This is a genomic window from Micromonospora sp. NPDC047620, from assembly GCF_043205005.1.
Lineage (GTDB): Bacteria > Actinomycetota > Actinomycetes > Mycobacteriales > Micromonosporaceae > Micromonospora.
On the sequence record NZ_JBIDDG010000037.1, the window covers coordinates 27385 to 51408 of the forward strand.

The 24024-nt window shown below is 72.6% G+C and carries 25 protein-coding genes and 1 pseudogene; 17 read left to right on the plus strand and 9 right to left on the minus strand.

What is annotated here, in order from left to right:
- Positions 1-52: 52 nt before the first annotated feature.
- Together ACGF5C_RS30180 and ACGF5C_RS30185 are read right to left on the minus strand one after the other, a co-directional pair.
- The gene (locus ACGF5C_RS30180) at positions 53-430 is read right to left on the minus strand and encodes a hypothetical protein (RefSeq protein WP_393307100.1); all 378 of its coding nucleotides are present in this window, start codon (positions 428-430) and stop codon (positions 53-55) included.
- On the minus strand, positions 427-951 hold the full coding sequence (locus ACGF5C_RS30185) for an alpha/beta hydrolase (protein ID WP_393307101.1): 525 nt from the start codon (positions 949-951) through the stop codon (positions 427-429). Before ACGF5C_RS30185 ends, ACGF5C_RS30180 begins: the two co-directional genes overlap by 4 nt.
- Before the next feature lie 189 nt (positions 952-1140).
- On the opposite strand from ACGF5C_RS30185, the gene ACGF5C_RS30190 reads away from it, so the two are divergent.
- From ACGF5C_RS30190 to ACGF5C_RS30205, 4 genes and pseudogenes are all read left to right on the plus strand, one after another.
- Complete coding sequence (locus ACGF5C_RS30190; protein ID WP_393307103.1) at positions 1141-1914, plus strand: TetR family transcriptional regulator; 774 nt, start codon at positions 1141-1143, stop codon at positions 1912-1914.
- A 138-nt stretch (positions 1915-2052) separates the two neighbouring features.
- Positions 2053-2682 carry a DUF899 domain-containing protein gene (locus ACGF5C_RS30195; RefSeq protein ID WP_393307104.1) on the plus strand — a complete coding sequence of 210 codons (630 nt, stop codon included), beginning with the start codon at positions 2053-2055 and terminating at the stop codon, positions 2680-2682.
- Positions 2683-2793, plus strand: a pseudogene (locus tag ACGF5C_RS30200) (ionic transporter y4hA); the annotation flags it as partial. It lies immediately after the preceding gene.
- A 169-nt stretch (positions 2794-2962) separates the two neighbouring features.
- Entirely contained in the window at positions 2963-3697 is a 735-nt protein-coding gene (locus tag ACGF5C_RS30205) for a neutral zinc metallopeptidase (protein ID WP_393307106.1), read from the plus strand.
- A gap of 7 nt (positions 3698-3704) precedes the next feature.
- On the opposite strand, the gene ACGF5C_RS30210 is transcribed toward ACGF5C_RS30205, so the two are convergent.
- Positions 3705-4004 (minus strand): hypothetical protein, encoded by a 300-nt coding sequence (locus ACGF5C_RS30210; protein ID WP_393307108.1) that lies wholly within the window; start codon positions 4002-4004, stop codon positions 3705-3707.
- Positions 4005-4216: 212 nt separating this feature from the next.
- Between ACGF5C_RS30210 and ACGF5C_RS30215 the strand changes: the two genes are divergently transcribed.
- Positions 4217-4870 carry an HAD family hydrolase gene (locus ACGF5C_RS30215; protein ID WP_393307109.1) on the plus strand — a complete coding sequence of 218 codons (654 nt, stop codon included), beginning with the start codon at positions 4217-4219 and terminating at the stop codon, positions 4868-4870.
- A gap of 50 nt (positions 4871-4920) precedes the next feature.
- Here the strand turns inward: ACGF5C_RS30215 and ACGF5C_RS30220 are convergent, their stop codons facing one another.
- The 5 genes from ACGF5C_RS30220 to ACGF5C_RS30240 all read right to left on the minus strand — a co-directional run bounded on the left by ACGF5C_RS30220 (position 4921) and on the right by ACGF5C_RS30240 (position 11756).
- Complete coding sequence (locus ACGF5C_RS30220; RefSeq protein WP_393307111.1) at positions 4921-7470, minus strand: ABC transporter permease; 2550 nt, start codon at positions 7468-7470, stop codon at positions 4921-4923.
- The gene (locus ACGF5C_RS30225; protein WP_350704290.1) at positions 7470-8237 is read right to left on the minus strand and encodes an ABC transporter ATP-binding protein; all 768 of its coding nucleotides are present in this window, start codon (positions 8235-8237) and stop codon (positions 7470-7472) included. Before ACGF5C_RS30225 ends, ACGF5C_RS30220 begins: the two co-directional genes overlap by 1 nt.
- 344 nt (positions 8238-8581) lie before the next feature.
- The gene (locus ACGF5C_RS30230) at positions 8582-9268 is read right to left on the minus strand and encodes a response regulator transcription factor (protein WP_357697009.1); all 687 of its coding nucleotides are present in this window, start codon (positions 9266-9268) and stop codon (positions 8582-8584) included.
- Positions 9269-9352: 84 nt separating this feature from the next.
- Positions 9353-10549, minus strand: coding sequence for a sensor histidine kinase (locus ACGF5C_RS30235; protein WP_393307113.1), 1197 nt, complete (start codon positions 10547-10549; stop codon positions 9353-9355).
- Between the two features lie 295 nt (positions 10550-10844).
- The gene (locus ACGF5C_RS30240; RefSeq protein ID WP_393307115.1) at positions 10845-11756 is read right to left on the minus strand and encodes a RecB family exonuclease; all 912 of its coding nucleotides are present in this window, start codon (positions 11754-11756) and stop codon (positions 10845-10847) included.
- Positions 11757-11838: 82 nt separating this feature from the next.
- On the opposite strand from ACGF5C_RS30240, the gene ACGF5C_RS30245 reads away from it, so the two are divergent.
- The 3 genes from ACGF5C_RS30245 to ACGF5C_RS30255 all read left to right on the plus strand — a co-directional run bounded on the left by ACGF5C_RS30245 (position 11839) and on the right by ACGF5C_RS30255 (position 14648).
- Positions 11839-12990 carry a M50 family metallopeptidase gene (locus ACGF5C_RS30245; RefSeq protein WP_393307117.1) on the plus strand — a complete coding sequence of 384 codons (1152 nt, stop codon included), beginning with the start codon at positions 11839-11841 and terminating at the stop codon, positions 12988-12990.
- The gene (locus ACGF5C_RS30250; RefSeq protein WP_393307119.1) at positions 12987-13994 is read left to right on the plus strand and encodes a tRNA (adenine-N1)-methyltransferase; all 1008 of its coding nucleotides are present in this window, start codon (positions 12987-12989) and stop codon (positions 13992-13994) included. Before ACGF5C_RS30245 ends, ACGF5C_RS30250 begins: the two co-directional genes overlap by 4 nt.
- 81 nt (positions 13995-14075) lie before the next feature.
- Positions 14076-14648 (plus strand): hypothetical protein, encoded by a 573-nt coding sequence (locus ACGF5C_RS30255; protein WP_393307121.1) that lies wholly within the window; start codon positions 14076-14078, stop codon positions 14646-14648.
- A 52-nt stretch (positions 14649-14700) separates the two neighbouring features.
- On the opposite strand, the gene ACGF5C_RS30260 is transcribed toward ACGF5C_RS30255, so the two are convergent.
- Positions 14701-14997, minus strand: a complete 297-nt coding sequence (locus tag ACGF5C_RS30260) for a ferredoxin (protein WP_393307123.1) — start codon at positions 14995-14997, stop codon at positions 14701-14703.
- Between the two features lie 177 nt (positions 14998-15174).
- On the opposite strand from ACGF5C_RS30260, the gene arc reads away from it, so the two are divergent.
- From arc to ACGF5C_RS30305, 9 genes are all read left to right on the plus strand, one after another.
- The gene (arc, locus tag ACGF5C_RS30265) at positions 15175-16956 is read left to right on the plus strand and encodes a proteasome ATPase (RefSeq protein WP_350685640.1); all 1782 of its coding nucleotides are present in this window, start codon (positions 15175-15177) and stop codon (positions 16954-16956) included.
- Between the two features lie 176 nt (positions 16957-17132).
- A complete protein-coding gene (gene dop / locus ACGF5C_RS30270) occupies positions 17133-18650 on the plus strand; it encodes a depupylase/deamidase Dop (protein WP_393307125.1) in 1518 nt (505 codons plus the stop codon).
- A 105-nt stretch (positions 18651-18755) separates the two neighbouring features.
- On the plus strand, positions 18756-18971 hold the full coding sequence (locus ACGF5C_RS30275; RefSeq protein WP_067366797.1) for a ubiquitin-like protein Pup: 216 nt from the start codon (positions 18756-18758) through the stop codon (positions 18969-18971).
- Between the two features lie 21 nt (positions 18972-18992).
- Complete coding sequence (locus ACGF5C_RS30280; protein WP_393307127.1) at positions 18993-19679, plus strand: endonuclease VII domain-containing protein; 687 nt, start codon at positions 18993-18995, stop codon at positions 19677-19679.
- Entirely contained in the window at positions 19598-20437 is an 840-nt protein-coding gene (gene prcB, locus ACGF5C_RS30285; protein WP_350704275.1) for a proteasome subunit beta, read from the plus strand. Before ACGF5C_RS30280 ends, prcB begins: the two co-directional genes overlap by 82 nt.
- A gap of 62 nt (positions 20438-20499) precedes the next feature.
- The gene (prcA, locus tag ACGF5C_RS30290; RefSeq protein WP_393307129.1) at positions 20500-21330 is read left to right on the plus strand and encodes a proteasome subunit alpha; all 831 of its coding nucleotides are present in this window, start codon (positions 20500-20502) and stop codon (positions 21328-21330) included.
- 312 nt (positions 21331-21642) lie between these two features.
- Positions 21643-23001 (plus strand): Pup--protein ligase, encoded by a 1359-nt coding sequence (gene pafA / locus ACGF5C_RS30295; protein ID WP_350685647.1) that lies wholly within the window; start codon positions 21643-21645, stop codon positions 22999-23001.
- Positions 23002-23070: 69 nt separating this feature from the next.
- Entirely contained in the window at positions 23071-23256 is a 186-nt protein-coding gene (locus tag ACGF5C_RS30300) for a hypothetical protein (protein WP_350704269.1), read from the plus strand.
- 163 nt (positions 23257-23419) lie between these two features.
- Positions 23420-23968: a carboxymuconolactone decarboxylase family protein gene (locus tag ACGF5C_RS30305; RefSeq protein WP_393307142.1), complete on the plus strand. Its 549-nt coding sequence runs from the start codon at positions 23420-23422 to the stop codon at positions 23966-23968.
- Positions 23969-24024: the final 56 nt, after the last annotated feature.

The window sequence follows — 24024 nt, forward strand, 5'->3', positions numbered from 1 at the left end:
CCCGGACGACAGTTGGCTCCAGCGACCCAGGACGCTCCCACCGCGTCAGAGGTCAGTGCACCCGGCGCTGGAGGTGTTCCTGGAGGAAGGCGATCTGACCGGCGAGCACCCGTTCCCGCATCGTCGGGTCGGTGTAGAAGTCGAAGTGGGTGGCCGGGTAGCGTCGCAGCGTGCCCCGTGGTGCCCGTTCGGCGAGCTGCCGGGTCGTGTGCTCCGGCGTCTCCCGGTCCTCGGTCGCGATGCAGACCAGCAGGGGCGCGGCCAGCCGGGCGGCGTACTCGGCGGGGTGGAACCGCATCATCCCGAGGAGCCCACGCGGTGCCACCTGGTTACGCCACAGCGTGCGCTCCCCGGCCCCGGCCAGTAGCTCCAGGTGACGTTGGGCGTCGGGCGTGGCGACCACCGCGAGCTGACCCGGACTTCCGATCATCGGGAGTAGGCGGGGGACAGCCCCAGCTTGCCGCGCAGGGCGTCCCACAGGATCGCCCCGAGAAGTCGGACGGCGTGCCTCGACTGGCCGGGCGCGGCCTTCGGGAAGCCGTTGAACGGGATCTGCGCCACCACCGCGGCGATCGCCGGGTCGTCGGCCGCCACCGCGATCACGTGAGCACCGCCGAGCGAGTTGCCCCACAGCGCCACCCGGTCGGCGGCGATGCCCTCCTGCGCCCGTAGCCAGGCGACCGCGGCGCGCAGATCGTCCTGCTGGCCCGCCACATCGACGACCTGGCGCGGCTCGCCGCCGCTCTCGCCGAAGCTGCGGTAGTCGAAGACCAGCGTGGCGAATCCCGCATCGGCGAACCGCTCGGCGTGCGGGAAGAGACGGTCCATCGTCCCGCTGAAGCCGTGCGCGAGCACGACGGCCGGTGCCGGCGACGTGGTGCCGGCCGGCCGGTACAGGTATCCCGCACAGGTGGTGTCGCCACCCGACGTGAAGGTCACGCGTTGTCGCATCCGGCAGCCCCTTCCGATCTACTTACCGGCGGTCAGGACGCTAGCATCGTTGCTTACCGGAGGTAAAGAATGCGCGAGGGAAATGACGCCGCATCCCCGGGGCGACGGGGACGGTCCGCGCCCGGTCGTCGGACGGCCGGCGAATCGGCCGGCACCGAGGCGGGCGCCCGTAGCCGGACAGGAGCTGCGGTGCGGGGGACCCGCGAGCAGATCCTCGACGCGGCCAGCACGCTCTTCTCGGTCAACGGCTACCGCGCCACGTCGATGCGGCGGATCGCCGAAGAGGTGGGCACCACCAAGGCCGCCCTCTACTACCACTTTCCCGGTAAGGAGGACATCCTGGCGCGGCTCACCGAGCCGCTCCTCGACGAACTCGACGACGCGCTGACCGGGGCGGAGAGGTACCACGACCCGGCGGCCGTCCGGTGGCGGGTTGTCGAGGGGATGCTGGACGTCTTCCTTCGACACCGACGGACCCTGCTCATGCTGGTGCGGGACATGACACTGCTGGCCCAGGCGCCGGTCGCGGAGCGGTTCCGCGCGGTGATGGCGCTCGCCAACGACCTCGTCGCCGGGCCTGACCGGTCACTCGGGCAGCGGGTGCGCGCCGCGCAGGCGGTGGCCGGGCTGGGTGACGCGGTCGTCCTCTTCGCCGACGAACCGCCGGATCAGGTACGCCGGCACGTGCTGGACGGTGTTCGAGCCCTGCTCGCCCCGCCGGCCGTCGCCCCGCCGCAGTCCGGCGTCGCCTCAGCGTCCACTCGGGAGGCCGCCGCCGGGCGGCCGGACGCGCTCCGCCGACCCCGGGGCAGGGCCGGTGGGCGGCCCGCCGCGTTGGGCCCGGACCAGGTGGAGCAGGCGCGACAGAGGTACCGGTCGGGAGAGCCCGTCGACAGGATCGCCGACCTGCTCGGGGTGTCCCGCGCCACCGTCTACCGTTGTCTCAAAACCGCCGCCGGCTGATTCTGTGACTTTGATTCTGATACGCGGTGGCCGCTGTCCGATGCGGGTACGACGCGCCGGTCTCGGCGAGACAGCCGCTGGGCCGCCGGCGGCGCGTCGCACCGGCGCGTCGTCGGGACCGATGGGCACAATCGCCTCATGGAGAAGCCCCGGACAGTGTCGGCCGACGAGTGGCAGCAGGCCCGTGACGACCTGCTGAAAGCAGAGAAGGAGCTGACTCGCGCGCAGGACGCGCTCGCCGCCCGGCGTCGTCGCCTCCCGATGGTCAAGTTCGACAACGGTTACCGCTTCGACACGCCCACCGGCCCGGCCACCCTGCTCGACCTGTTCGAGGGGCGGGGCCAGCTCGTGGTCTACCAGTTCATGGACAACGGCCCCGACCACCACTGCCCCGGGTGCACCTGGTTCACCGACAGCGTTCCGGTGACGGGGCTGGCGCGGCTGGCGGAGCGGGGGATCAGCTGGGCGACCGTGTCGGACATGCCGCTGGCGCAGATCGAGGCGTACAAGGCGCGTCGCGGCTGGACCCTGCCGTTCGTGTCGTCGCACGGCACGTCGTTCGCGGCGGACTGCGGGGCGGGGCGCGGCTTCATGCTCAGCGTCTTCCTGCGTGACGGCGCGGACGTCTACCGGACGTACAACACGACGGCGCGCGGCGTCGACCGGCTCGTCTTCGTCCACAGCATCCTCGACCTCACCCCGTACGGCCGGCAGGAGGACTGGGAGGACTCCCCGCCCGGCTGGCCGCAGCAGCCCACGTATGGCTGATCCGTTGTCACCGGCGTGCTGACCGTGGTGCCGGGCCGGACCACCGTGCTCCAGGGTGGCGTGCACCTGGTGCTGCTCGCCGCGTTCGTGTTCCTCGCCGCCCGCCCCTGACCGCACCCGCCCGATCGGCTGACCGCGCCGGGCGGCGGCGTGCGAAGCGGCCAACAGCGGCCAGACGCGCACCGCCGCCGCCCCGACCGGCGCCGTTGTCCGCGGCCGGGCATGACCCGCGGACTGCCGGGGTACTACAGGCGGCATCGCCGACGCGGGGGAGGACACTGTGACGACGCGCGTGGGACGCCGGCCGCGAAGCGCGCTCGCCGGCCTCGCGCTGGCTCTCGTCGTGGCGGTCGGGTGCGTGGTCGGGGGGACGTCCGAGCCCGCGGGGCAGGAGCCCGGCGGGACGGCCCCGCCCGGCGCCGTGCAGACCCGCGCCGACGGCACCACCAGCGTCGAGGAGTTCCAGCAGGACGTTACGGACGCGCGGCGCATCGCCGAGCGGTACTGGGCCGACCGGTTCCGCGCCTCCGGGGAGCGGTTCCGCCCGATCCGGCAGGTCATCCCGTACCAGCGTGACGGCGAGGTGTCCTGCGGCGGCCAGGGCCTGCCACGCAACAACGCGGTCTACTGCTCGGCCGGCGACTTCATCGCCTACGACGTGAACTGGTCGGTCGGGGCGTTCCGCCAGGTCGGCGACGCGTTCGTGTTCTACCTGCTCGGCCACGAGTACGCCCACGGCATCCAGACCCGGCTCGGCGTCCAGTACCGCTTCACCATCGAGCAGGAACTCCAGGCCGACTGCATGGCCGGGGCGTACCTCGGCGACTCGGTGCGCTCGGGGGCGCTGCAGCTCGACGAGGGCGACCTGGAGGAGTTCCGCGAGGGGCTGCTCGCCGTCGGCGACGACCCCGGTCAGCCGTGGTTCGCCGAGGGCTCGCACGGCACCGCCGAGCAGCGCACCCAGTCGTTCTTCCGGGGCTACGAGCAGTCCCTGGCCGCCTGCGGCCTCGGCTGAGCGGGGCTCACAGCTCGCCCCACCACTGGCTCACCCGCACCGACGCGCCGCCGCCGTTGTCGCCGAGGTTCGGGTCGTAGTAGGAGAAGATGAGCTGCGGGGGCACCCCGGCGTGGTAGTAGAGCATGCAGCCGCTGTCCGTGCCGACCGGGAACCACCGACCCGGGCCGTAAAACAGCCCCGTCTTCAGCACCAGCATGGACCCGTTGGTCACCTTGGCGATCAGCGCGTACCGACGCGCGCCCGGCGCCGGCCAGCCGCTGCCGGCCAGAGCGCGACGCCGGCGGCGAACAGCGCCACGGTGCACCAGGAGAGAAGGGAACGGGCGCGCATGGCGACCTCCAGGCGACGGGCCCGCCGTGACGGCGGTTGGGCACCGTCCAGTCTCGCCGCCGCCCGCAACCCGTCGGCCAGGTCACGCCGGCGGCACCTGGGCGCGCTGGCGGCGTCCCGGCTGAGAGGATCCCCGGGGTACGCCACCCGAGGGAGGATGTCCTGAGCAGCCACCACCCCGCCGCCGTGCTCTTCGACATGGACGGCACCCTGGTCGACAGCGAGAAACTGTGGGACGTCGCGCTGCGCGAGTTGGCGGCCGAGTACGGCGCCACCCTTTCCGAGGCGGCCCGCAAGGCGATGGTCGGCACCAGCATGGCCGTGTCGATGCGCATCCTGCACGACGACCTGGGCCAGCCGCACCGCGATCCCGACGTCAGCGCGGCATGGATCGACGCCCGGATCCTGGAGCTGTTCCGCACCGGGCTGCGCTGGCGCCCCGGCGCCCTGACGCTGCTGCGGGCGGTCCGCGCGGCGGGCATCCCGACGGCACTGGTGACCTCCAGCGTGCGGCCCCTGGTGGAGGTCGCGCTGGACACCCTCGGGCGGGACAGCTTCGACGCGGTGGTCTGCGGCGACGAGGTCGACGCGGCCAAGCCGCACCCGGAGCCGTACCTGACCGCCGCCCGGCTGCTCGGCGTGCCGATCGCCCGCTGCGTGGCGATCGAGGACTCGCCGACCGGGGTGGCCAGCGCGCTCGCCGCCGGCGCGGCGGTGCTGGCCGTGCCGGCGGAGGTGCCGATCGGGCCGCTGGACGGCGTACACCAGGTGGAGAGCCTGACCGGCGCGGACCTGGAGTTGCTGGCGGCCCTGCTCGGCGCGCCACCGGCCGGCGTCTGACGCGAGAGGGGCCCCGCCGGTCGGCGGGACCCCTCGTCGTGCCTGGTGGGTCAGTCGTGGGCGATGGCGCCCAGGACGTTGATCCGGGCGGCCCGGACCGCCGGCAGCACCGCGGCGATGACCCCGATGATCGCGGCCAGGCCGAGGAAGACCCCCATCTGGGACCAGGGCAGCACCAGGTCGGTGATCCCCTCGTCCCGCAGCGCCTCGACCACGGCCGCGCCGAGACCGGCGCCGACGGCGACGCCGAGCAGCGCGCCGAAGACCGAGATCACCACCGCCTCCACGGTGACCATCCGCATGGTCTGCGCCCGGCGCAGGCCGATGGCCCGCAGCAGACCCAGCTCCCGGGTGCGTTCCAGCACCGACAGCGCCAGGGTGTTGATGATGCCGAGTACGGCGATCACGATGGCCAGCGCCAGCAGGATCTGGATCATCGTGAGCAGCCCGTCGAGCTGGCCGGCCTGCTGGTCGATGAACGCCTCCCGGTCGGCCACCGACACCTCGGGGGAGTCGGCCAGCAACGCCTCGATCTGCGGCTGCACGTCGGCGACCTGGACGCCCGGGGCCAGTTGGATGAAGCCCTGGATCGGCTGCGGGATGGCGAAGTCGCGCGCCGCCTCCGGCGGCAGCACCACCTGGTTGGTCAGCTCGGAGCTGGCGTAGATGCCGGTCACCGTGTAGGTCCGCGCCTCGCCCCGGGCCAGCTGCACCGGTACCCGGGAGCCGACGGAGAGCCCGCGCGACTTAGCGGTGTCCGAGCTGACCAGCATCTCGTCCGGCGCGAGCCGGTCGATGTTCCCGGCGGTGGCCTCGGCGCCGAAGATCTGCCGCAGCGCGGCGACGTTGCTGCTCGCCCCCACCCAGGTGCGTTTGCCGCCGACCACCGCCATGTCGCCGTACTCGCCGCCGGCGAGGCGCACCCCGGGGATCGCCGCGGCCTTCTCCAGCACCCCCGAGTCGAAGCTCGGCGGCCGGGGCCCGCTCTGTGCCCCGGAGATCACCAGCTCCGCCTTGAGCGTGTCCTGGGTGAGCGCGCTGATGCTGCTCTTTGCCGAGTCGAGGATCACGGTCACGCCGGTGACCAGGGCGATGCCCACCATCAGCGCCGCGGCGGTGATGGCGGTGCGGCGCGGGTTGCGGCCGGAGTTGAGCCGGCCCAGCTTGCCGGGCACCGACCAGGCGAAGATCGCGCCGAGCAGGCTCACCACCGGGCGGCTGATCAGCGGGGTCAGCAGCGCCACGCCGATGAAGGCGAACAGCACCCCGCCGAGGATGGTGGCCAGGGTGTTGCCCCCGGCATTGCCGGTGAGGCCCAGGGCCAGCAGCCCGGCGCCGACGGCGGTGACGATCCCGCCGGCCACCGTGACCTTGGTCAGCGGGCGGTCCGGGTTGGCCACGTCCTGCATCGCCGCGATCGGTGGGATCCGGGACGCCCGCAGGGCCGGCAGCAGCGCGGCGACCACGGTGATCACCAGGCCGACGGCGAACGCGCCGATCACCGCGGACAGCGGCACACCGACCCCGGCCAGGGTCAGCCCGCCGGCGAAGGTGCTGAACAGGTACGCCAGCAGCGCGCCGATACCGATGCCCGCGCCGAGGCCGAGCACCGAGGCGATCAGCCCCACCGCGACGGCCTCCAGCACCACCGACCCGATGATCTGCCTGCCGCTGGCCCCGATGGCGCGCATCAGCGCCAGCTCGCGGGTGCGCTGCGCCACGATGATCGAGAACGTGTTGAGGATCAGGAAGGTGCCGACCAGCAGCGCCACCGCGGCGAAGCCGAGCAGGATCCGGTTGAAGAAGGACAGCGCCTCCTTCATGCTGGCCGCCGCCTCCTCGGAGAGTTGCTCGCCGGTCTTGACCTCGTAGTCGGTGCCGACCGCGGCGGCCACGGCGTCGCGCAGCGCCTCGTCGGACACCCCGCCGGCGGCGGTGACCGTGATGCTGCTGAAGGTGTCCGGCGCGCCGAGCATCAGCCGTTGCGCGACGGGCGTGGTGAACATGATCTCGTTGGCGCCGCCGATGGAGTCCCGGCCACCGCTGTAGCCGAAGACGCCGACGATGGTGAACTCCTGCTTCGGCTGGAGGGTCAGCACCCCGACCCGGTCGCCGACCTTCACCTTGCCGGCCGTGGCCAGCGCCTTGTTGACCACGATCTCGTCGTCGGCCTGCGGCGCCCGTCCCTCGCGCAGTTGCACGAGGTCGTTCTCGCCGGTCCAGTTCTCGCCCAACTGCGGCGGGCCGAACGAGGCGACGACCTTGCCGTTGCTGCCGATCAGCCGCGCCCCGTCGACGCCGACCACGCCGGTCGCCTTGGCCACGCCGGGCACCGCCCGGACCTTGTCGAGGGTGGTCGCCGGCAGCGGCGGGGGCACCTGCATGCCCTCGGTCTCCGCCACGTCGATCTTCGGCTTGGCGGCGACGTTGACGTCGACTCCTTCGTACGCGTCGGCGAAGATCGCGTCGAACGAGCGGCCGAGGGTGTCGGTGAGCACGAACGCGCCGGAGACGAACATGACGCCCAGCACCACGGCCAGGCCGGAGAGGATCAGCCGGACCTTGCGGGCCAACAGGCTCTTCAGGGTCGCCCGGAACATCAGCGGGCCACCTCGGTGGGGGTGTCCAGCTTCTTCATGGTGTCGAGCACGGTGTCGGCGGTCGGCTCGATCAGCTCGGAGACGATCTGCCCGTCGGCGAGGAAGACCACCCGGTCGGCGTACGCGGCGGCGGTCGGGTCGTGGGTGACCATCACGATCGTCTGCCCGTGCTCGCGCACCGAGTTGCGCAGGAAGTTGAGCACCTCCGCGCCGGAGCGGGAGTCGAGGTTGCCCGTCGGCTCGTCGGCGAAGATCACCTCGGGGCGGGAGACCAGCGCGCGGGCGCAGGCCACCCGCTGCTGCTGCCCGCCGGAGAGCTGCGCCGGGCGGTGGCCCAGCCGGTCCTGCAGCCCCACCGTGGCGATGACCGTGTCGTACCAGGCCGGGTCCGGCTTGCGCCCGGCGATCGACAGCGGCAGCAGGATGTTCTCCTTCGCGGTCAGGGTCGGCAGCAGGTTGAACTGCTGGAAGATGAAGCCGACCTTGTCCCGGCGCAGCTTGGTCAGGCCCGCGTCGCCCAGGCCCGTGACGGTGGTGTCGCCGATCGACACGGTGCCGCGGGTGACCGAGTCGAGGCCGGCGAGGCAGTGCATCAGCGTCGACTTCCCCGAGCCTGAAGGGCCCATGATCGCCGTGAACCGGCCCCGCTCGAATTCCGCGCTGACCCCCCGCAGCGCGATGACCTGCGCCTCGCCGCTGCCGTACACCTTCCACACGTCGTTCGCCCGGGCCGCGGCCTGCGCCTGCTGGCCTACCGTCGCGGTCACGTCATCTACCTCTTCCGTCTGTTTTTGATCCGCGCCGCCCCCGCTGGTCCGGCGCGGCAGTCTCCATCATCGGTGCTCGTCGGCGCCGATCCGTCCGACTCCGGGCGGAGCCGGTGCCTATTTCGCGGTGCGGGTGCCCCCGACCCTGGCTCAGGGTTGCCCCTGACCCGGCGCCCGGTCGATCGCATTTCCCGCCCGTCGGGGACCGATCCTGCACAGTGACGCCACGTCAGGGTCAACCGCGCCGCGCCATCTCCGGTCACGGTAGGTGACGACGGCAACGGCGCTTCCCGGCCACGGGGAATCTTCGGGTACGCCTGCGAAAACAGCCAGGGCGGGCGCCGCTACGCCCGGGGGCGGACCAGACCCGACTCGTACGCCAACACCACGGCCTGCACCCGGTCGCGCAGCCCCAGCTTGGTGAGCACGTGCCCCACGTGGGTCTTGATGGTGGTCTCGCTGACCGACAGCGCCCGGGCGATCTCGGCGTTGGACAGCCCCCGGGCCACCTGCACCAGCACCTCCCGTTCCCGCTCGGTCAGCGCGCCGAGGCCCTTGGGCGGGGCCGCCGCCGGGTCCGGCAGCACGTCGGCGAACCGGTCCAGCAGCCGCTTGAGGATCCGGGGCGCCACCACCGCGTCCCCGGCCGCCACGGTGCGGATCGCGGTGACCAGGTCGTCGGCCGGCACGTCCTTGGCCAGAAAGCCGCTCGCCCCGGCCCGCAGCGCCCCCACCACGTACTCGTCCAGGTCGAAGGTGGTCAGGATCAGCACCCGCACCGGCAGCCGGGCGTCGACGATCGCCCGGGTCGCCGCGACCCCGTCCATCCGCGGCATCCGGATGTCCATCAGCACCACGTCGGGCAGCAGCCGGCGCGACAGGTCCACCGCCTCGACGCCGTCCCCGGCCTCGGCCACGATGTCCAGGTCGTCCTCCGTGCCGAGCACCATCCGAAAGCCGGTACGCAGCAACGGCTGGTCGTCGGCGAGCAGGATGCGCACCGGCCGCGCCGGCACCGTCGCCTCTGTCACCTGATGCCCCGTCCCTGATCCCCGGTCACGCCGTCCCCCCGTTCCGCGGCCCGGCCGCAATTCTCCCGTACGCCCCCGAGCCGGTCACGCCGCCACCGCGCCACGACCCTCCACCGGGATCCGCGCGGAAACCCGGAAGCCGCCACCGGGACGTGCCCCGGTGCGCAGGACCCCACCGTAGAGGGCGACCCGTTCCCGCATCCCGACCAGGCCGTGCCCGATCCGGTCGCCACCCGGCCCCGGGCCGCGCCCGGTGTCGGCCACCTCGACGCCGACCGCGCCCTCGTCGAAGGTCAGCCGCACCTCCGCCGTGGCCGTGCCGGCGTGCTTGAGCGCGTTGGTCAGCGCCTCCTGGGCGATCCGGTAGAGGGTCAGCGCCACCCCCTCCTCCAGCGCCCCCGGGGTGCCCTCGATCCGCAGCGTCACCGGCAGGCCGGCCTCGCGCACCTGGTCGACCAGGGCCTCGATGCCGGCGAGTCCCGGCTGCGGGGCCAGGTCGGCGGCCGGCTCGGCGTCGGTACGCAGCACGTCCAGCAGCCGGCGCATCTCCCGCAGGGTGGCCCGGCTGGTCGCCTCGATGGTGGCGATCGCCTCGTCGGCCGCGTCCGGGTCCTTCGGCAGCACCCGGCGGGCGCCGGTGGCCAGCACCCCCATCACGCTGACGTGGTGTGCGACGACGTCGTGCAGCTCCCGGGCGATGCGGCGGCGCTCGTCGGCGACCGCCTGCTCGGCGACTGAACGCTGATTCTCCTCGGCGGCCCGGGCCCGCTCCCGCAGCGCCTCCGTGGCGGCCCGGCGCCCGTGCACGGCCCGGCCCACCGAGTACGACACCGCCCCCGTCAGCAGGTTGTTCACCACCAGGTACGCGGAGCTGACGCCCTCCACCACCCCGTCCAGGGGTGCGATCGTGTTCGCCACCGCGGCTGGCAGCCAGAGCGCCAGGGCCGCCGCGACCGCCGTCCGGAGCGGCCGGGTCGCGGCCACCGTGTAGGTGAGCACCAGGAAGGTCAGACCCTGCGCGGCCGGCGTCAGGTCGAGCAGGACGGGCAGCGCCAGCGTCGCCACCGCCGCGGCGACGGCGGGCCACGGCGCGACCCGGCGCAGCGCCACCGGCGCGGCGCAGACCGGGCTCCAGGCCAGCGCCGCCAGCAGGTGCGGCGGCCAGTACTCGCGGGGGGTGAGGAAGGCGAACACGATCTCCGCCCCGACGAGCCCGACGGCGAGGAGAGCGTCCGCGGCGAGCGGGTGCCGGCGCAGCCACGCCTTCGGGCCCGAAGTCATACCGCGACGCTAGCCGCCCCCACGCCGGATTGATCGTCGCCGACGGTGAGCCCGGCCTCATCCCTGAGGAGGAGACTGCCTCCACCGCGCCAGGGCCCGCCCGCCGGCCCCCTCCGGGTCCGGGCACCCGGACGGCTCGCTGGCCCTCGCGCCCGCCGGCTCCCCGGGCCGGGCGCCCGGTGCTTCGCCGGCCCGCGCATCCGGTGGCTCACCGGTCCGTGCGGTCGCTGCGCCACCGGCCGACCGTGGGCATCCCGTTGGCGACGCGGGGCCGCGGTCGCGCGCGGCGGCGGCGTCACTCGTCGGCGCCGGGGGCCGCCGGGCGGGACCGGGCGTCGCGCAGCGGATCCGTCGCCACCTGCGCCGGAAACGGCGGCGGGGTGCCGCCGAAGCTCGGGCAGAGGGCCTGATGGCTGCACCAGTCGCAGAGCCGGCTCGGCCGGGGACGGAAGTCCTGGCGGGCGGTCGCCTGCTCGATCGCCCGCCACAGTGCCACCACCGTGCGCTCGAAGCGGAGCAGCTCCTCGGCGTCCGGGGCGTAGTCGCAGACCTCCGCGTCCTTGAGGTAGAGCAGCCGCAGCACCCGGGGGACCACGCCCCGGGTGCGCCACAGCACCAGCGCGTAGAACTTGAGCTGGAACAGCGCCCGCGCCTCGAACGCCTCCCGCGGCGCGCCGCCGGTCTTGTAGTCGACCACCCGCAGCGCGCCGTCCGGCGCCACGTCGAGCCGGTCGACGTAGCCCCGGATCAGCAGCTCCTCGTCGACCACCGCCGAGATCAGGCTCTCCCGCTCGGCCGGCTCCAGCCGCTGCGGGTCCTCCACCGCGAAGTAGCCCTCCAGCAGCGCGGCGGCCGAGCGGAGGAACTCGGCCGCGGCCGGGGTGTCGCCGTCGGCGAACAGCCCCGCCAGCTCCGGCTGCTCGGTGACCAGCCGGTCCCACTGCGGGGCCACCAGGTCGCCCGCCGCCGTCGGGGTGCGCCCGCCGGCGGGCAGGTCGAACAGCCGCTCCAGCACGGCGTGCACCAGCGTGCCCCGGGCCTGCTCGACGGTTGGCCGCTCCGGCAGCCGGTCGACGCTGCGGAACCGGTAGAGCAGCGGGCAGGTCTTGAAATCCGCCGCCCGTGACGGCGACAGCGAGGCCCGCACCGTCGCCGGCACCTCGGCCGGGGTCGCGGGCTGCTGCGTGGTCACCGGTTCCGCCGTCATGCCCGGAAGGTTAGGGCACCGGTGTGACACCTCCGCCGTCGCCGCTCCGGCGCATGATCTCCCGCCGCGTAGCATCGGTCCGATGGAGCAGACGAGGCAACCGCGGCGCCGGTCCGACCCGCGGCCCGGCCTGACCGTGGGCCGGGTCTTCGGGGTGCCGCTGCACCTCAACGGCTCGATGGTGCTGCTCACCCTGCTGGTGACCGTGTTGTACGCGGAGTTCGCCCGCCGCCAGCTCGACCTGTCCCAGCTCGCCGGCTACCTGATCGGCTTCGGCTTCGTGGTCTCCCTGCTCGGCTCGGTGCTTCTGCACGAGCTCGGCCACGCCCTGACCGCCCGCCGGTACGGCATCGGTGTGCGCGGCATCACCCTGGAGCTGCTCGGCGGCTACACCGAGATGGACCGCGACGCCCCGTCTCCCCGCGTCGACCTGCTGGTGTCGCTCGCCGGTCCCGCCGTCTCCGCCGTGCTCGGCGCGGTCGCCGTCGCCGCCACCCTCGCCCTGCCCGACCGCACCCTGGCCAACCAGCTCGCGTTCCAGCTGGCGGTGAGCAACGTCATCGTCGCGGTGTTCAACATCCTGCCGGGGCTGCCCCTCGACGGCGGCCGGGCGCTGCGGGCGGCGGTCTGGGCGGTGACCCACGACCGGCACCGGGGCACCGAGGTCGCCGGGTGGGTGGGGCGCGCCGTCGCGGTCGGCACCGCCGCGCTGGTCATCCTGTTCACCCTCACCGGCCACCTGGCGCCGCTGGCGCTGCCGCTGATGCTGCTCGTCGCGTTCACCCTCTGGCGCGGCGCCGGGCAGTCGATCCGGATGGCGCGGATCAGCCGCCGCTTCCCGCTGATCGACCTCTCCCGGCTGTCCCGGCCGGTGCTCGCCGTGCCCACCGGCACGCCGCTGGCCGAGGCGCAGCGCCGGGCCGCCGGCGCCACGCCCGGCGCCGCGCTCCTGGTCACCGACTCCGCCGGCCGGCCGGTCGCCCTGGTCGACCCCGCCGAGGCGGAGGCCGTGCCAGCGGAACGCCGCCCCTGGCTGGCCGTCGACGCGGTCGCCCGGTCCCTGGCCGACCTGCCCGCCATGCCGGTCGGGCTCGACGGGGAGCGGGTGATGGAGGCGGTACAGACCCACCCGGGCGCGCAGTACGTGGTGACCTCAGGCGAAGATGTCGTCGGCATCCTGCACATCGCGGATCTGGCTCAGCTCCTCGAACCTCAACGGAAGATGAACACGTGACCGCAACTCCCCCCGCCGCCCCGGCCGACCAGGGCACCCCGGTGCCCGCCGACACCCGGGCGCTGCCCCCCGTGCACCGCGGGCCGTTCCGGCCCGGCGACCGGGTGCAGCTGACCGACCCCAAGGGGCGCATGCACACGGTCACCCTGGAGCCGGGCAAGGCGTTCCACACCCACCGGGGCATCCTGGAGCACGACACGCTGATCGGCCTGCCCGACGGCAGCGTGGTCACCACCTCCGGCGGTGGCACCGCGTTCCTGGCCCTGCGCCCGCTGCTGTCGGACTACGTGCTCTCCATGCCGCGCGGCGCGCAGGTGATCTACCCGAAGGACTCCGCCCAGATCGTCGCGATGGGCGACATCTTCCCGGGCGCCAAGGTCCTGGAGGCCGGGGCCGGCTCCGGGGCGCTGTCCTGCTCGCTGCTGCGCGCCGTCGGCACCGAGGGCGAGCTGCACTCGTTCGAGGTGCGCGACGACTTCGCCCAGATCGCCAAGCGCAACGTCGAGGCGTTCTTCAACGGGCCGCACCCGGCGTGGCACCTGCACGTCGGCGACGTCGCCACCTGCACCGAGACGGGCTTCGACCGGATCATCCTCGACATGCTTACCCCGTGGGAGACCCTCGACATGGTCGAGCGGGCCCTGGTGCCCGGCGGCGTGTTCATCGGTTACGTCGCCACCACCCCGCAGTTGTCCGAGCTGGTCGAGGCACTGCGCGAGCGCGGCGGCTGGACCGAGCCGCGCGCCTGGGAGTCGCTGGTGCGCGACTGGCACGCCGAAGGGCTGGCGGTGCGCCCGGACCACCGCATGATCGCGCACACCGCGTTCCTGGTGTCCGCGCGTAAGCTCGCTCCGGGCGTCACCGCGCCGCCGCGGCGCCGCAAGCCCAGCAAGGGCGCCGAGGCGTACGCCGAACGCCGGCAGGCGCTGCGCGAGGCGGAGGCGGCCCGGCAGGCCGCCGCCGCAGCGGAGCCGGCCGCGGCCGGGGACACGACGCAGCCGTGACCGTGGAACCGGGCGGCTGGGAGTGAGCGGACGGAACCTGCCGGCCGGTGCGGGCCGGTGGCACGGCTACGGGGAGGTGGCATGAACCGGCCGGGTTTCGGCGGCGCTGACCTGCCGGCGGTGTTCCCGGACTGGTCGCCCTACCAGGACCTCGAATCGGCGGCCCGCGCCTACCTGCGCGACCCCGACGTCGCCCTGGAGGCGCTGGGCGGGGTGCTGCGCGGGGCGTCGGTGCTCGGCTTCACCCTGGAACGCTTCGTCAACGAGGTCAACGGGGTGTGGCAGGAGGTCGTGGTCTGCGACGGCAGCCGGCTTGTCCTCTGGCACGGCGAGGACGTGCCGCCGGGGGAGGGGCCACCCGGGTCGATGACGTCCTCGCTGCGGGTGGTGCCGGTCTCCACCGTCACCGAGGTCGGCTGCCGGCGCCGGCTCACCCGCGACGACAACGGCGGGATCCGCGTCGACAGCATCGACGTCTACCTGCTGCTGACCTCGCTGGACGAGGCGCCGCCCAGCGACGAGGCGGTGGGCGCGCCCCGGCACGACGCGCTGCGCTTCGGCAAGACCCTCGACGACGGTGGCGCGGGGCAGATCGCCCGGCTGGAGGAGTTCGCCCGCCTGGTCGCCTCGGTGGTCGGCCGCCCGATGCTCTGAGGCGTACGCCCGGCAGCCCTCCCGCCCCCGGCGGCGCGGGAGGGCGGGGCGCTCAGTCCTCCTCGGCCTCCGGGCCGGCGACCTCGACGCCGTCGCTGCCGCGTACGACGTGGATGCACTCGCCCGGGCACTCCTTCGCCGAGTCGATCACCTCGAGGCGCAGGTGCTCGGGCACGTCGACCCGGCTGCCCGGCGCGAGCCGCAGCTCACCGTCGGAACCCTTGACGTAGGCGAGCCCGTCGACGTCGAACTCGAAGACCTCGGGCGCGTACTGCACGCAGAGCCCGTCGCCCGTGCAGAGATCCTGGTCCACCCAGACCTGCAGCTGGTCGGTCATGACCTCCGCCACGGCGCACCCCCCATGTTCTCCCGTCCCACGCCCCGACGGTACCCGAACGCCCGGACCGGCCCTCGGGGCCACCCTTGGCGATCAAGGTTCGGTGACGAGCGCGTTGCGTGGGACCGAATCGGCCTCATAGCGGCTAGTGTTAGGGCAGAACGTTCAAGCCCCCCGGGGAGGTGGGACGTGGCACGCAGCGACGACGCGGACTCGCGCGCCGCACGGTGGGAGAAGGAGGCCCACGATCTCTCCACGCAGGTCGCGTTCCTTCAAGAGGAACTCGCTCTGGTGCGGCGCAAGTTGACCGAAAGCCCCCGACACGTCCGGCAGCTCGAAGAGCGGCTGGCGGCCACCCAGGCACAGTTGGCGCGGCTGACCGAGAACAACGACCGGCTCGTGAGCACCCTCAAGGAGGCTCGCGCGCAGATCGTGACGCTCAAGGAGGAGATCGACCGCCTCGCGCAGCCACCGAGTGGCTACGGCGTCTTCCTCGCGCGGCACGACGACGGCACGGTGGACGTGTTCACCGGCGGGCGCAAGCTCCGGGTCGCCGTCTCGCCCTCGCTGGACGTCGCCGAGCTGCGGCGCGGCCAGGAGGTCCTGCTCAACGACGCGCTCAACATCGTCGACGCGTTCGGCTACGAGCGGGTCGGCGAGGTGGTCATGCTCAAGGAGATCCTCGCGGGTCCCGACGGCAGCCCGGGTGACCGGGCGCTGGTGGTCTCGCACTCCGACGAGGAGCGGATCGTGCACCTCGCCGAGACCCTGATCGGCTCGCCGATCCGGGCCGGCGACTCGCTCATGATCGAGCCCCGCTCGGCGTACGCCTACGAGCGGATCCCGAAGAGCGAGGTCGAGGAGCTGGTCCTGGAGGAGGTGCCCGACGTCGACTACACCGACATCGGTGGCCTCCACGCCCAGATCGAGCAGATCCGCGACGCGGTGGAGCTGCCCTTCCTGCACGCCGATCTGTTCCGGGAGCATCAGCTCCGCCCGCCGAAGGGCATCCTGCTCTACGGCCCGCCCGGCTGCGGCAAGACGCTGATCGCCAAGGCGGTGGCCAACTCGCTGGCGAAGAAGATCGCCGAGCGGGAGGGCAAGGAGCGGCACACCAGCTTCTTCCTCAACATCAAGGGCCCGGAGCTGCTCAACAAGTACGTCGGCGAGACCGAGCGGCACATCCGGCTGATCTTCCAGCGGGCCCGCGAGAAGGCCGGCGAGGGCACCCCGGTCATCGTGTTCTTCGACGAGATGGACTCGGTGTTCCGGACCCGGGGCTCCGGTGTCTCCTCCGACGTGGAGAACACGATCGTCCCGCAGTTGCTCAGCGAGATCGACGGCGTGGAGGGCCTGGAGAACGTCATCGTCATCGGCGCCTCCAACCGGGAAGACATGATCGACCCGGCGATCCTGCGTCCCGGCCGGCTCGACGTGAAAATCAAGATCGAGCGGCCGGACGCCGAGGCGGCCAAGGACATCTTCTCCAAGTACATCCTCTCCGGGCTGCCCCTGCACCCGGACGACCTGGCCGAGCACGGCGGCGACCCCCAGGCCACCGTCGCGGCCATGATCGACGCGGTCGTGCTGCGGATGTACTCGGAGACCGAGGAGAACCGCTTCCTCGAGGTCACCTACGCCAACGGCGACAAGGAAGTCCTCTACTTCAAGGACTTCAACTCCGGCGCGATGATCCAGAACATCGTCGACCGGGGCAAGAAGATGGCCATCAAGGAGTTCCTCACCTCCGGCCGCAAGGGCCTGCGCCTGCAGCACCTCCTCGACGCCTGCGTCGACGAGTTCCGGGAGAACGAGGACCTGCCCAACACCACCAACCCCGACGACTGGGCCCGCATCTCCGGCAAGAAGGGCGAGCGGATCGTCTACATCCGCACGCTCGTCTCCGGCGGCAAGGGCGCGGAGGCCGGCCGGTCGATAGAGACCGCCAGCAACACCGGTCAGTACCTCTGACCCACACCCGCACGGGGCCCGCGGCGCGATGCGCCGCGGGCCCCGTCCCGTCCGGACCCACCGTCCCCGTCCGGCCCGCGCCTGCCGCCCCGGTCCGGCGCGCCCCCATCCGCCGCGCGGCCGACTACGCTCGACGTGACGGGGGACCGGGTCGGGCGAGCGAAGCAGGTAGGTCGATGAGCGTAAGACGGATCATGGGCACCGAGGTCGAGTACGGCATCTCCGTGCCCGGCCAGGCCGGCGCCAACCCCATGGTCACCTCCTCCCAGGTGGTCAACGCCTACGGGGCGCGCCCGGAACTCAACCGGGGCGGCCGGGCCCGCTGGGACTACGAGGAGGAGTCGCCGCTGCGGGACGCGCGCGGCTTCACCTACTCCGGCGCCGCGTACGACCCGGCCGAGGCGCTCGCCGACGAGGACCTCGGGCTGGCCAACGTGATACTCACCAACGGCGCGCGGCTCTACGTCGACCACGCCCACCCGGAATACTCCACACCCGAGGTGACCAACCCGCGGGACCTGGTGCGCTGGGACAAGGCGGGGGAACGGGTGATGGCCGAGGCGGCCCGCCGCGCCGCCACCATCCCCGGCACCCAGCCCATCCACCTCTACAAGAACAACACGGACAACAAGGGCGCCAGCTACGGCTCCCACGAGAACTACCTGATGCGCCGCCAGACGGCCTTCGCCGACATCGTGGCCTACCTGACGCCGTTCTTCGTGACCCGGCAGATCGTCTGTGGCGCCGGCCGCGTCGGCATCGGGCAGGACGGCGGGCAGACCGGCTTCCAGATCTCCCAGCGCGCCGACTTCTTCGAGGTCGAGGTCGGCCTGGAGACCACCCTCAAGCGGCCGATCATCAACACCCGCGACGAGCCGCACGCCGACGCCGACAAGTACCGGCGGCTGCACGTCATCATCGGCGACGCGAACCTGTCGGAGATCTCCACCTACCTCAAGGTCGGCACCACCGCGCTGATCCTCACCATGATCGAGGCGAAGGCGCTCGGCTCCGACCTGGGCATCGCCGACCCGGTCAGCGAGCTGCGCGCGGTCAGCCACGACCCGTCGCTCACCCACCTGATGCGGCTGCGCGACGGGCGGCGGCTCACCGCCCTGGACGTGCAGTGGGCGTACTACGAGCGGGTGCGGTCCTTCGTGGACGACCGCTACGGCGCCGACGCCGACGAGCAGACCCTGGACGTGCTCGCCCGCTGGGAGAGCGTGCTGGATCGGCTGGGCCGCGACGTCATGCTCTGCGCCGACGAACTGGACTGGGTGGCGAAGCTGCGGCTGCTGGAGGGCTACCGGGAGCGCGAGAAGCTCGGCTGGGGCTCGCACAAGCTCCAGTTGGTCGACCTGCAGTACTCGGACGTCCGCCCGGAGAAGGGCCTCTACCACCGGCTGGTCTCCCGGGGCGCGATGAAGACCCTGCTCGACGACGAGCAGACCCGCACCGCGATGACCGAGCCGCCGGAGGACACCCGCGCCTACTTCCGCGGCCGCTGCCTGGCCCAGTACGCCTCCGAGGTCGTCGCGGCCAGCTGGGACTCGGTCATCTTCGACGTGGGCCGGGAGTCGCTGGTGCGGGTGCCGATGATGGAGCCCGAGCGCGGCACCCGTAAGCACGTCGGCGCGCTCTTCGACCGCTGCCCCAGCGCGAAGGACCTGCTCGAGACCCTCACCGGCGGCTGATCGGCGTGGACGGATTCCCGCCGCGTGCCGAAGCCGGCGCGCGGCGGGCTTTTCGTCGCCTCCGCGAGGTAAGTTGATCGCAGGGCGATCGTGGAGGAGGCAGCAATGGCCACTCGTGACAGCGGCGGGCAGTCGCAGTCGGGCAAGTCCCGGCAGGGCGAGGAGATCGAGGACGTCACCACCGAGGCGAACCCGGAGGTCGCCGAGCGGCACGCCGAGATCACCGAGGACGTCGACGACCTGCTCGACGAGATCGACTCCGTTCTGGAGGAGAACGCCGAGGAATTCGTCCGCGGTTACGTACAAAAAGGGGGCCAATAGGCATTCTGGGGTAAAACGGACATGCCACTCCCTCTTGATGACCGGGACGGTCTGCGGCGCTGCCGTGACTGTGGGGAATGGAAGCTGATCGACGAGTTCTGTTCGAGCAGCAAGCGACCCAGCGGTCGCGGCAGCTACTGCAAGCCGTGCTTCAACCAGCGGTCCAAGGCGAGCTATGCCAAACGGGTGCGGGAGACGCGCGGGCGGGAGGTCAAACCAGCTCGGGAACTTCCGCTGGGGCATCGCTTCTGCGCTGACTGCGGGTCGGTCAAGCCGATGACCGACTTTCCGCGCAACCGGTCGGACAGCACCGGCTACGGCACGTACTGCAAGCCGTGCCACAACGCCAGAACCCGCGACACGAAGCAGCGTCTCTACGGCGGCAGTCGCGAGTACCACCTGCGGCGGCGCTACGGGGTGGGGCAGAAGGAGTTCGACGAGCTCCTGGCCGAGCAGGGTGGCGTCTGCGCGATCTGCGGCACGCCGGACCCCCAACATCTGGACCACGATCATCGCACCGGCTGGGTGCGCGGGATATTGTGCTTCAACTGCAACGGTGGTCTCGGCCAGTTCCGTGACGATCAGTCGCGGCTGGCCGGGGCGATCACATATCTGAGAGGAACCACGTGGCAGCGGGTTTTGATCCATCCGGGCGTCTACCAGATGTGTTCACCAACGCGGGGACGTCCTCCTTCACCTCGTTCCTGAGCAAGGTGGCCCCCGAGATGCTGCCCGGCCGACGGCCGCTGCCGCCGGGCATGGCCGCCGACATGGCGCCACACGCGACGACCATCGTGGCCATCTCGGCCGTCGGCGGCGTCGTGATGGCGGGCGACCGGCGGGCCACCATGGGCAACCTGATCGCCCAGCGCGACATCGAGAAAGTGCACCCGGCCGACGCGTACTCCCTGGTGGGCATCGCGGGCACGGCGGGCATCGGCATCGAGCTGATGCGACTGTTCCAGGTGGAGCTGGAGCACTACGAGAAGATCGAGGGCGCGATGCTCTCGCTCGACGGCAAGGCCAACCGGCTCGCCTCGATGATCCGCGGCAACCTGGGCGCCGCCATGCAGGGCCTGGCGGTGATCCCGCTCTTCGCCGGCTTCGACCTGGCCGCGAAGGACCCGGCGCGGGCCGGCCGCATCTTCAGCTTCGACGTCACCGGCGGCCCGTACGAGGAGACCGGCTACGACGCGATCGGCTCCGGTTCGCTCTTCGCCCGCTCGGCGCTGAAGAAGCGCTTCCAGCCGGGTCTCTCGATCGACGAGGCGGTCCGGCTCGCGGTCGAGGCGCTCTACGACGCGGCCGACGACGACACCGCCACCGGCGGGCCGGATCTGATCCGCCGGATCTACCCGGTGGTGATGACGGCGACGGCGGAGGGCACCCACCGGCTCACCGACGAGGAGATGTCGGCGATCGCCGAGAGCGTGGTCTCCGGCCGGATGGAGAACCCGGGCGGTTGATCCGCTCCCGCCCGCACCAGTCAGCAGCCGTCAGCACAGCGCCCTGAAGGAGAACCGCCGCCGTGGCCATGCAGTTCTACGCCTCGCCCGAGCAGATCATGCGCGACCGCTCCGAGCTGGCCCGCAAGGGCATCGCCCGGGGCCGCAGCGCGGTCGTCCTGAGCTACGAGGGCGGGGTGCTCTTCGTCGCCGAGAACCTCTCCAGCGCCCTGCACAAGGTCAGTGAGATCTACGACCGGATCGGCTTCGCCGCCGTCGGTCGCTACAACGAGTTCGAGAACCTGCGCCGCGCCGGCGTGCGGATGGCCGACCTGAACGGCCTGAGCTACGACCGGCGCGACGTCACCGGCCGGGCCCTGGCGAACGCGTTCGCGCAGACCCTGGGCGCCATCTTCACCGAGCAGTCGAAGCCGTTCGAGGTGGAGATCTGCGTGGCCGAGGTCGGCACCACCGCCGAGGACGACGAGCTCTACCGGCTCACCTACGACGGCTCCGTCAACGACGAGCCGGGCCGGATGGCGATGGGCGGGCAGGCCGAGGCGATCACCGGCGTGCTGAAGTCCCACCACCGTCCGGACATGTCGCTGGGCGAGGCGGTGAAGGTCGCGGTGCAGGCGCTGGGCAGCGTCGGGGGCGAGGGCGGCGCGTCCCGCACCATCGCCGCGAACCAGCTGGAGGTGGCGGTCCTGGACCGGCGCCGGGTGGGACGGACGTTCCGCCGCATCACCGGGGCGGCGCTGACCGCCCTGCTGGACGGCGGCAAGGCCGAGGAGCCGGCCGTGCCGGCCCGTCCGGAGACCCCGACCGCGCCGACCGAGGAGGCGGGGAAGCCCACCACGTCGGCCGGCTCGGCGGACCTGGAGGGCCAGCAGCCGGAGGCCCCCGAGGCGTAGCGGAGTCGGTCGCGCGGGCGTCGGGGCCGTGGGCCCGGGCGCCCGCGCGGCCGTCGTACGCCCGCAGGTCGACGGTCCGGCCGCGGCGGGCCGGTCCCGACCGACCCGCGTGGCTCGACCGGGCCGGACGACGCCCGCCCCGGCGCGACGCCGTCCCTTCGTGCCGGTGCGCCCCGTGCGGCGGCACGGTCCACCTGGGACGCGCCGGCGGGGCGTACGGCGAGGTGTGCCCGGGTGACGGCGGGCGTCCCCGGCGCGAGACGACGTGGTGAGCGCTGCCCATCTGGGGCCTCGGGCGGCTAATGTCTCATCATGGAGCGGCGAATCTTCGGCCTTGAGACCGAGTACGGCGTCACCTGCACCTACCGAGGGCAGCGGCGGCTGTCCCCCGACGAGGTCGCCCGGTACCTCTTCCGCCGAGTGGTGTCCTGGGGCCGGTCGAGCAACGTCTTCCTGCGCAACGGCGCCCGGCTCTACCTCGACGTCGGCTCGCACCCGGAGTACGCCACCCCGGAGTGCGACTCGGTGGTGGACCTGGTCGCGCACGACCGGGCCGGCGAGCGGATCCTGGAGGGGCTGCTGGTCGACGCGGAGAAGCGGTTGCACGACGAGGGCATCGCGGGCGAGATCTACCTGTTCAAGAACAACACCGACTCGGCCGGAAACTCGTACGGCTGCCACGAGAACTACCTGGTCTCCCGGCACGGGGAGTTCGGTCGGCTGGCCGACGTGCTGATCCCGTTCCTGGTCACGCGGCAGTTGATCTGCGGCGCGGGCAAGGTGTTGCAGACGCCGCGCGGGGCGGTCTACTGCCTGTCGCAGCGGGCCGAGCACATCTGGGAGGGCGTCTCGTCGGCGACCACCCGGAGCCGGCCGATCATCAACACGCGTGACGAGCCGCACGCGGACGCGGAGCGCTACCGCCGGCTGCACGTGATCGTCGGCGACTCCAACATGAACGAGGTCACCACGCTGCTCAAGGTCGGCACCGCCGACATCGTGCTGCGGATGATCGAGGCCGGGGTGGTGATGCGGGACCTGACGCTGGAGAACCCGATCCGGGCGATCCGCGAGGTGTCGCACGACATCACAGGCAGGCGCAAGGTGCGGCTGTCCTCCGGTAAGGAGGTCAGCGCGCTGGAGATCCAGCAGGAATATCTGGCGAAGGCGACCGAGTTCGTGGAGCGGCGCGGCGGCGACCAGACCGCCAAGCGGGTGGTGGAGTTGTGGGGTCGGGTGCTGCGCGCGGTGGAGACCGGCGACCTGGAGCCGGTGGCCCGGGAGATCGACTGGGTGACCAAGCTGCGGCTGATCGAGCGCTACCAGCGCAAGCACGACCTGCCGCTGTCGCACCCGCGGGTCGCCCAGATGGATCTCGCCTACCACGACCTGCGCCGGGGCCGGGGCCTCTACGGGCTGCTGGAGCGGCGCGGCGAGGTGGACCGGGTGGCCACCGACCCGGAGATCTTCGAGGCGAAGGAGACTCCGCCGCAGACGACCCGGGCCCGGCTGCGCGGCGAGTTCATCCGGCACGCCCAGGAGAAGCGGCGTGACTTCACCGTCGACTGGGTGCACCTGAAGCTGAACGACCAGGCGCAGCGCACGGTGCTCTGCAAGGATCCGTTCCGGGCGTACGACGAGCGGGTGGAGCGGCTGATCGCCAGCATGTGACGGTGCGGGCCGGCCCGGTGTGGTGGTGACCGCCTGCCGGGTCGGCCGGCCCGGTAGGCTGACCGCGCCATGACGACTTCCGAACCTCCCGACAGCGGCCGGGCGCGGCAGAACTGGGTCGAGCGCCGCCGCGAGAAGATCCGCGCCGAGATCGAGCGTAACCGGCGCGGCGAGTACACGGTGCCCACCTGGGTGCTGGCGCTCGCGCTGGTGCTGATCGTGGGCGCCTGGCTCACCCTGATCTTCATGGCCTGACCGGGTCTCGAGCGGCGCTGGTCGTCACGGCCTGACCCGGCCCCGGCGGCACCGCAAACTCGAAGTGGCCTCGGCGCGGCGGCGCTGGGACGATCGTCCCGTTCGGCGTTGTCGGTCCGTGGACCGGGCACGCCCTGCCGCGGCGGCAAGGGATGGTGACGTCATCGCACACATCGACCTCGGTATCGACGAGCGGGAGCATCCGGGCATCCGGGGCCCGATGCGGTTCCGGCCGGAGACGGCCAAGCCCCTCAACGCGCTGGCGGAGGCGCTGCTGCGCGCCCCGCACCCGACGCTGACGCCTGGGGAGCGGGAGCTGATCGCGGCGTACGTGTCGGGGCTCAACGAGTGCCGGTTCTGCTGCGCGACGCACTCCGCCTTCGCGGCGGCGCAACTCCCCTCCGGCATGCCGCTGGTGGACCGGGTCCTCGCCGATCCGGTGGACGCGGAGGTCAGCGACAAGCTGCGGGCGCTGCTGCGTATCGCCGAGGCCGTGCAGCGTAGCGGCCGGGACGTGACGGTGGACCTGGTGGAGGCCGCCCGGGGTGCCGGCGCGACGGACCTGGAGATCCACGACACGGTCCTGATCGCGGCGGCGTTCTGCATGTACAACCGCTACGTGGACGGGCTGGGCACCCTGGTCCCGGACGACCCGGCGGCGTACGAGAAGGCCGCCGAGCGCATCGTGCGGCAGGGCTACCTGGCGACCTGAAGCTCGCCGCCGGGCATGTCGGTCGTCCGGCGTCCGGGTCGGCCTCGGGTTCGGGC

Excerpts from the sequence above, each read along its gene's own strand:
- ACGF5C_RS30180 (WP_393307100.1), bottom strand. The coding sequence starts at position 430 with ATGATCGGAAGTCCGGGTCAGCTCGCGGTGGTCGCCACGCCCGACGCC.
- ACGF5C_RS30185 (WP_393307101.1), bottom strand. The coding sequence starts at position 951 with ATGCGACAACGCGTGACCTTCACGTCGGGTGGCGACACCACCTGTGCG.
- ACGF5C_RS30195 (WP_393307104.1), top strand. The coding sequence starts at position 2,053 with ATGGAGAAGCCCCGGACAGTGTCGGCCGACGAGTGGCAGCAGGCCCGT.
- ACGF5C_RS30220 (WP_393307111.1), bottom strand. The coding sequence starts at position 7,470 with ATGTTCCGGGCGACCCTGAAGAGCCTGTTGGCCCGCAAGGTCCGGCTG.
- ACGF5C_RS30235 (WP_393307113.1), bottom strand. The coding sequence starts at position 10,549 with ATGACTTCGGGCCCGAAGGCGTGGCTGCGCCGGCACCCGCTCGCCGCG.
- ACGF5C_RS30240 (WP_393307115.1), bottom strand. The coding sequence starts at position 11,756 with ATGACGGCGGAACCGGTGACCACGCAGCAGCCCGCGACCCCGGCCGAG.
- ACGF5C_RS30245 (WP_393307117.1), top strand. The coding sequence starts at position 11,839 with ATGGAGCAGACGAGGCAACCGCGGCGCCGGTCCGACCCGCGGCCCGGC.
- ACGF5C_RS30255 (WP_393307121.1), top strand. The coding sequence starts at position 14,076 with ATGAACCGGCCGGGTTTCGGCGGCGCTGACCTGCCGGCGGTGTTCCCG.
- dop (WP_393307125.1), top strand. The coding sequence starts at position 17,133 with ATGAGCGTAAGACGGATCATGGGCACCGAGGTCGAGTACGGCATCTCC.
- ACGF5C_RS30275 (WP_067366797.1), top strand. The coding sequence starts at position 18,756 with ATGGCCACTCGTGACAGCGGCGGGCAGTCGCAGTCGGGCAAGTCCCGG.
- ACGF5C_RS30280 (WP_393307127.1), top strand. The coding sequence starts at position 18,993 with ATGCCACTCCCTCTTGATGACCGGGACGGTCTGCGGCGCTGCCGTGAC.
- pafA (WP_350685647.1), top strand. The coding sequence starts at position 21,643 with ATGGAGCGGCGAATCTTCGGCCTTGAGACCGAGTACGGCGTCACCTGC.
- ACGF5C_RS30300 (WP_350704269.1), top strand. The coding sequence starts at position 23,071 with ATGACGACTTCCGAACCTCCCGACAGCGGCCGGGCGCGGCAGAACTGG.